General features: G+C 54.6%; 14 protein-coding genes. All 14 read left to right on the forward strand.

Annotated elements, in window-relative coordinates; genetic code table 11:
• Nucleotides 1-5 precede the first annotated feature (5 nt).
• The 14 genes from rplP (at nt 6) to secY (ending at nt 6339) form a co-directional block, all read left to right on the forward strand.
• Nucleotides 6-419, forward strand: coding sequence for a 50S ribosomal protein L16 (gene rplP, locus WD429_RS06820; protein WP_027830882.1), 414 nt, complete (start codon nt 6-8; stop codon nt 417-419).
• Entirely contained in the window at nt 419-610 is a 192-nt protein-coding gene (rpmC, locus tag WD429_RS06825) for a 50S ribosomal protein L29 (RefSeq protein ID WP_368421427.1), read from the forward strand. The genes rplP and rpmC overlap by 1 nt, the downstream gene beginning before the upstream one ends.
• A 1-nt stretch (nt 611) precedes the next feature.
• Nucleotides 612-878: a 30S ribosomal protein S17 gene (gene rpsQ / locus WD429_RS06830; RefSeq protein WP_368421428.1), complete on the forward strand. Its 267-nt coding sequence runs from the start codon at nt 612-614 to the stop codon at nt 876-878.
• An 18-nt stretch (nt 879-896) separates the two neighbouring features.
• The gene (gene rplN / locus WD429_RS06835; protein ID WP_114335795.1) at nt 897-1265 is read left to right on the forward strand and encodes a 50S ribosomal protein L14; all 369 of its coding nucleotides are present in this window, start codon (nt 897-899) and stop codon (nt 1263-1265) included.
• Between the two features lie 16 nt (nt 1266-1281).
• The gene (rplX, locus tag WD429_RS06840; RefSeq protein ID WP_297792963.1) at nt 1282-1602 is read left to right on the forward strand and encodes a 50S ribosomal protein L24; all 321 of its coding nucleotides are present in this window, start codon (nt 1282-1284) and stop codon (nt 1600-1602) included.
• Between the two features lie 15 nt (nt 1603-1617).
• A complete protein-coding gene (gene rplE / locus WD429_RS06845; protein ID WP_368421429.1) occupies nt 1618-2157 on the forward strand; it encodes a 50S ribosomal protein L5 in 540 nt (179 codons plus the stop codon).
• A 12-nt stretch (nt 2158-2169) separates the two neighbouring features.
• On the forward strand, nt 2170-2475 hold the full coding sequence (gene rpsN, locus WD429_RS06850; protein ID WP_250829051.1) for a 30S ribosomal protein S14: 306 nt from the start codon (nt 2170-2172) through the stop codon (nt 2473-2475).
• A gap of 89 nt (nt 2476-2564) precedes the next feature.
• Nucleotides 2565-2957 carry a 30S ribosomal protein S8 gene (gene rpsH / locus WD429_RS06855; RefSeq protein ID WP_368421430.1) on the forward strand — a complete coding sequence of 131 codons (393 nt, stop codon included), beginning with the start codon at nt 2565-2567 and terminating at the stop codon, nt 2955-2957.
• 9 nt (nt 2958-2966) lie between these two features.
• Nucleotides 2967-3500 carry a 50S ribosomal protein L6 gene (gene rplF, locus WD429_RS06860; RefSeq protein ID WP_368421431.1) on the forward strand — a complete coding sequence of 178 codons (534 nt, stop codon included), beginning with the start codon at nt 2967-2969 and terminating at the stop codon, nt 3498-3500.
• 9 nt (nt 3501-3509) lie between these two features.
• The gene (gene rplR / locus WD429_RS06865; protein WP_368421432.1) at nt 3510-3857 is read left to right on the forward strand and encodes a 50S ribosomal protein L18; all 348 of its coding nucleotides are present in this window, start codon (nt 3510-3512) and stop codon (nt 3855-3857) included.
• 12 nt (nt 3858-3869) lie between these two features.
• Entirely contained in the window at nt 3870-4370 is a 501-nt protein-coding gene (gene rpsE / locus WD429_RS06870; protein WP_368421433.1) for a 30S ribosomal protein S5, read from the forward strand.
• 4 nt (nt 4371-4374) lie between these two features.
• The gene (rpmD, locus tag WD429_RS06875; RefSeq protein ID WP_012139786.1) at nt 4375-4563 is read left to right on the forward strand and encodes a 50S ribosomal protein L30; all 189 of its coding nucleotides are present in this window, start codon (nt 4375-4377) and stop codon (nt 4561-4563) included.
• 1 nt (nt 4564) lies between these two features.
• Entirely contained in the window at nt 4565-4999 is a 435-nt protein-coding gene (gene rplO, locus WD429_RS06880) for a 50S ribosomal protein L15 (RefSeq protein WP_368421434.1), read from the forward strand.
• Between the two features lie 17 nt (nt 5000-5016).
• Entirely contained in the window at nt 5017-6339 is a 1323-nt protein-coding gene (gene secY, locus WD429_RS06885) for a preprotein translocase subunit SecY (protein ID WP_368421435.1), read from the forward strand.
• The last annotated feature ends 58 nt before the right edge of the window (nt 6340-6397 follow it).

Genomic DNA, 6397 nt, shown 5'->3' on the forward strand with positions numbered 1-6397 from the left:
CTCAAATGCTGCAACCAAAACGCACCAAATTTCGCAAGGTAATGAAAGGCCGTAATACCGGTCTTGCTCACCGTGCTAACAAGGTGAGCTTCGGTGAATACGGATTGAAGGCGACAACTCGTGGACGTATAACTGCGCGCCAGATTGAGGCAGCGCGTCGTACCATGACACGTCGCATCAAGCGGGGCGGTAAGATCTGGATCCGGATATTCCCGGACAAGCCGATCTCCAGTAAGCCGCTTGAAGTACGAATGGGTAAAGGTAAAGGTTCTGTCGAGTATTGGGTGGCTGAGATTCAGCCTGGCCGGATGCTGTATGAGATGGAAGGTGTATCCGAGGAAATCGCTCGGGACGCATTCACTCTCGCGGCGGCCAAACTGCCGGTACAGACCACCTTTGTAACGAGGACGGTGATGTGATGAAAGCAACAGAGCTGCGCGAAAAATCCGCCGAGGAGCTGAACAGCGAGTTGATCAACCTCCTGAAGGAGCAGTTCAACATGCGCATGCGCAAAGCGACAGGTCAGCTGAATCAGTCTCACCTTCTCGGCAATGTGAAGCGCGATATCGCTCGCGTGAAAACAGTATTGAATGAAAAGGCGGGACAGTGACATGACCGAAGCTACCCAAACTGCCAGAACTCTGAGCGGCAAGGTCGTGAGCAACAAGATGGAGAAATCCATCGTTGTCCTGGTTGAACGCCAAGTGAAGCACCCTTTGTACGGTAAGTACATGAAGCGCTCAACCAAGATTCATGCCCACGATGAGAGCAACCAGTGCAACATCGGTGACAGTGTGACCATTCAGGAAACCCGTCCGGTCTCCAAGACCAAGAGCTGGGCCCTGGTGGAAGTTACCGAACGTGCATCCAAGGTGTAATTCGCCCGGAGAACAACCATGATTCAGACTCAAACAATGCTTGAAGTCGCGGATAACAGCGGTGCGCGTCAGGTGATGTGCATTAAGGTCCTGGGCGGTTCGCACCGGCGTTATGCCAGCGTTGGGGATATCATCAAGGTGACCGTCAAGGAAGCCATTCCCCGCGGCAAGGTGAAGAAAGGCCAGGTCCTGAAGGCTGTAGTAGTACGTACCCGTAAGGGTGTGCGTCGTCCGGACGGGTCACTGATCCGTTTTGACGGTAACGCGGCGGTACTTCTGAACACTCAGGACGCTCCCATTGGTACCCGTATCTTCGGACCGGTTACCCGTGAACTGCGTAATGAGAAGTTCATGAAGATTATCTCACTGGCACCCGAAGTACTTTAAGGACCAGAGGCCGGTTATGAAAAAGATCAAACGAGATGACGAAGTAATCGTCACCACGGGGAAAGATAAAGGCAAACGTGGTAAAGTCCTGAAGGTTCAGGACGATGGCCGAGTGATTGTTTCTGGCATCAATATGATGAAGAAGCACACCAAGCCGAACCCGATGCTCGGCACCCCAGGTGGCATCGTCGAAAAAGAAGCACCTATCCAGGCTTCCAACGTGGCTATTTTTAATCCGCAGACCGGCAAAGCCGATCGCGTAGGCTTCCAGAACAAGGAAGACGGCGCCAAAGTGCGGATCTTCAAGTCCACGAACGAAGCTGTCGATAACCAGTAAGCGGTGGTGGTTACGATGCTTAACATGAAAGAGCAGTACAGTAAGGGAGTGGTACCCGCCCTGCAGAAAGAGTTCAGCTACAAGAACATTATGCAGGTGCCGCGTATCGAGAAGATCACCCTGAACATGGGTGTTGGTGAGGCGGTTGGTGACAAGAAGCTGATTGAAAATGCTGTGGCGGATCTTGAGCGCCTGGCAGGTCAGAAAGTGGTTGTCACCAAGGCACGTAAATCCGTTGCGGGTTTCAAAATCCGTGAAGGTTGGCCTATCGGCTGTAAGGTGACCCTGCGCGGCGAGCGTATGTGGGATTTCTTTGATCGCCTGGTTCACATCGCGGTTCCCCGCGTACGTGACTTCCGTGGTCTGAACCCCAAGTCGTTCGACGGTCGCGGTAACTACAGCATGGGTGTGCGTGAGCAGATCATTTTCCCGGAGATTGAGTACGACAAAGTCGACAAGATCCGTGGTCTTGATATCACCATTACCACCACTGCCGGTACCGACGACGAAGGTCGCGAACTGTTGAAAGCCTTCGGCTTTCCGTTCAAGAAATAAGGAACGAGTGTAATGGCTAAGGTTTCCATGAAAAACCGTGAGTTCAAGCGCGAGAAGACCGTTGCGAAGTTTGCAGCGAAGCGTGCGGAACTCAAGGCGATTATCAAAAACCCGAATACCAGCGATGATGACCGTTGGGACGCACAGATGAAGCTGCAGCAGCTTCCTCGCGATGCCTCTCCTTCGCGTCTTCGTAATCGTTGCCAGGTGACTGGTCGCCCTCACGGCGTTCTGCGCAAGTTTGAGCTGTCACGGATCAAACTCCGTGAATATGGCATGCGCGGTGACGTTCCGGGACTGACCAAGGCAAGCTGGTAAGGCAGGCTTCCTGACCAGTCGGTCGGGGCCCGTTGGTAAGCGGTGCGGCGCGCCGCTGCACAACTAAAAAGATCAGGAGACTCATACCGATGAGTATGCAAGATACGCTTGCGGATATGTTTACCCGTATCCGTAATGCCCAGATGGCACAGAAGGCCGATGTGGCCATGCCGTCTTCAAAGATGAAGATCTCCGTAGCCCAGGTCCTTAAAGACGAAGGTTACGTCGAAGATTTTTCCGTTTCAGCTGACGCGAAGCCCGAGCTGACGATCACTCTGCGGTATTTCGGCGGCAAGCCGGTTATCGAAGAGATCAAGCGGGTCAGCCGTCCGAGTCTGCGCCGGTACAATGGCGCTGGGGAACTGCCGAAAGTATCCGGTGGTCTGGGAGTCGCGATTGTCTCAACGTCCAAGGGCGTTATGACAGACCGCGCCGCACGAGCTGCCGGCGTGGGTGGCGAAGTCATCTGCACCGTATTCTAGGAGAATCACATGTCCAGGGTTGCCAATAATCCTGTCGTGCTGCCTTCCGGTGTTGAGGTTAAGCTGAACGGACAGGAAATTAATGTTAAGGGCTCCAAGGGAGCGCTTGAAATCACCATTCACCAGGCGGTTGAAGTGAAGCAGGAAGACGGTGTTCTTCGCTTTGCGGCCCGCGATGGTGCCAAACAGTCCCGCGCTCTTGCTGGTACTACCCGTGCATTGGTCAACAATATGGTGACCGGTGTAACGACAGGTTGGGAGCGCAAGCTCGCACTGACGGGCGTAGGTTACCGTGCTCAGGCGCAAGGTCAGAAGCTCAACCTGACACTGGGGTTTTCGCACCCGGTCGAGTATGAGCTGCCCGAGGGGATTACCGCCGAAACTCCGTCCAATACGGAAGTTGTGATTCGCGGAATCGACAAGCAACAGGTTGGCCAGGTCGCTGCGGAAGTCCGCGCATTCCGTCCGCCAGAGCCTTATAAGGGCAAAGGTGTGCGTTATGCGGATGAGCAGGTCAGACGCAAAGAAGCCAAGAAGAAATAAGGCGGGACTATGAGCGCGAATAACGAAAGATTGCGTCGCGCACGCAAGGTGCGCATGAAGATCCGTGAGCTGGGTACTGACCGTCTGTGCGTTCATCGCACGCCGCGTCATATGTACGCCCAGGTCACCACTGCAGATGGCAGTAAAGTTATTGCCACTGCCTCCACGTTGGATAAGGATCTGCGCCAGGGTGCAACCGGTAACGTGGATGCCGCCAAAAAGGTCGGTCAGCTGATTGCTGAGCGCGCCAAGGCGGCAGGTGTAGAGAGCGTTGCTTTTGACCGCTCCGGTTACCGTTATCACGGTCGCGTACAGGCTTTGGCCGACGCTGCTCGTGAAGCTGGCTTGCAATTCTAAGAGGTGGGGAAGATGAGCGTTAACGAACAGAAGGCGCCTGAGCTCCAGGAGAAGCTGGTTCAGGTAAACCGCGTCGCCAAAGTAGTTAAAGGCGGCCGTATTTTCGCCTTCACCGCACTGACTGTAGTGGGTGATGGTAAAGGTCGCGTTGGTTTTGGTCGGGGCAAGGCACGTGAAGTGCCGGTCGCCATCCAAAAGGCCATGGAAGCTGCGCGTAAAAACATGGTAGAGGTTCCGCTCGACGGTACCACTCTGCAATATTCGGTGAAGGCTCAGCATGGCGGCTCCAAGGTCTACATGCAGCCTGCCTCGGAAGGTACAGGCATCATCGCCGGTGGTGCGATGCGTGCGGTACTGGAAGTTGCCGGTGTTCAGAACGTACTGTCCAAGTGTTACGGGTCTACCAACCCGGTGAACGTGGTACGTTCCACCATCAAGGGTCTCCAGGCGACACAAGCGCCTGAGGATATTGCAGCCAAGCGCGGTAAAACCGTGGAAGAGATTCTGGGTTGAAGTCATGGCGAACGCAAAAACGATCAAAGTAACTCTGACTCGCAGCCCCATCGGCTGTCAGCCCAAGCACAAATTGTGCGTTAAGGGCCTGGGTCTTCGTAAAATCGGTCACACCGTGGAAGTGGAAGATACTCCCTCCATTCGCGGCATGATCAACCGGGTTGATTACCTGGTTCGGGTTGAGGAGAACTAAGATGCGTCTGAACGAACTTAGTCCAGAACCCGGTTCACGTCCGGCCGCAAGGCGCGTAGGTCGTGGTATCGGTAGCGGTCTCGGTAAAACCGGTGGTCGCGGTCACAAAGGTCTGAAAGCCCGTTCCGGTGGCAGTGTTGCCCCTGGTTTCGAGGGTGGTCAGCAGCCGCTGGCTCGTCGTCTGCCGAAGTTTGGCTTCACCTCTCGTCAGCAGCGTTACGTTGCCGAGATTCGCCTGAACGAATTGGCGAAAGTGGAAGGCGACGTAGCAGATCTCGATGCACTCAAAAAAGCAGACATCATTCGTGAAGAAATTCGCGAAGCCAAGGTGATCCTGTCTGGCGAACTGAGCCGGGCGGTTACTGTTAAGGGTCTGCGAGTGACCAAGGGCGCACGCGAGGCGATTACTGCCGCGGGTGGGAAAGTCGAAGACTAAGGCGAGTCGAGGACTAAATGGCCAAGACAGCATCATTGCCTGCGGGCGGGGGAAAAGGACTGGCAGAGCTGCGTTCGCGGCTCTGGTTTGTCTTCCTGGCACTGTTGGTGTACCGGATCGGTGCCCATATACCGGTGCCGGGTATTAATCCCGATCGCCTGGCGGCACTGTTTGAACAGAATCAGGGAACCATCCTGAGCATGTTCAACATGTTTTCTGGTGGTGCGCTTGAGCGCATGAGTATCTTCGCACTCGGTATCATGCCGTACATTTCTGCTTCTATTATCATGCAGCTCATGACCGCGGTCAGTCCGCATCTTGAGCAGCTGAAGAAGGAAGGAGAGTCTGGTCGTCGCAAGATCAGTCAGTACACGCGGTATGGTACGGTTATCCTGGCCCTGGTTCAGGGCTTCGGTATCTCGGTCGGGTTAGCATCACAGGGCGTTACCTTTAACGACAGTTTCAGTTTCCACTTTGTGGCGGTTGTGTCTTTCGTGAGTGGTGCGGTCTTCATGATGTGGCTGGGTGAGCAGATCACCGAGCGCGGTGTTGGTAACGGTATTTCCCTGCTGATTTTCGCCGGGATCGTTGCCGGTTTGCCCGGTGCTATCGGGCAAACGCTGGAGCAGGCGCGTAACGGTGAAATGAGCCTTCTCGTTGTTCTGGGTATTGGTGTGCTGGCAATTGCGGTGGTTGGCTTCGTGGTGTTCATGGAGCGGGGTCAGCGTCGACTGACCATCAACTACGCCAAGCGTCAGCAGGGCCGCCGGGTGTTCGCCCAGCAGTCCAGCCACTTGCCGCTGAAAGTGAATATGGCTGGCGTGATTCCGCCGATCTTTGCGTCGTCCATTCTGCTGTTCCCGGCATCGTTGGGGCAGTGGTTTGGTCAGGGTGAAGGCATGGAATGGCTGAGCGATATTTCCCAGGCTCTGGCACCCAGTCAGCCTCTGTACATTATTCTGTTTGCAGCAGCAGTGGTCTTCTTCTGCTTCTTCTATACAGCGTTGATGTATAACCCGAAAGAAGTTGCGGATAACCTCAAGCGCTCTGGAGCGTTTATTCCGGGCATCCGGCCTGGTGATCAGACGGCCAAGTATATTGACGGCGTGCTGACCCGGTTGACCTTGTTCGGTGCAATGTACATCGCAGCAGTTTCCCTGTTCCCTCAGTTCCTGATGGTGGCCGGGAATGTACCGTTCTATCTGGGCGGCACGTCACTGCTGATTGTTGTAGTCGTGGTGATGGATTTCATGGCTCAGGTGCAGTCTCACCTGATGTCTCATCAGTATGAATCGCTGATGAAGAAATCCAATCTCAAGGGCTATAGTCGGAACGGTTAATACCGTTCCCCTTGAAAACTGGAGTCGACAATGAAAGTACGCGCTTCGGTAAAGAAAA

Source organism: Marinobacter sp., from assembly GCF_040904845.1.
Lineage (GTDB): Bacteria > Pseudomonadota > Gammaproteobacteria > Pseudomonadales > Oleiphilaceae > Marinobacter.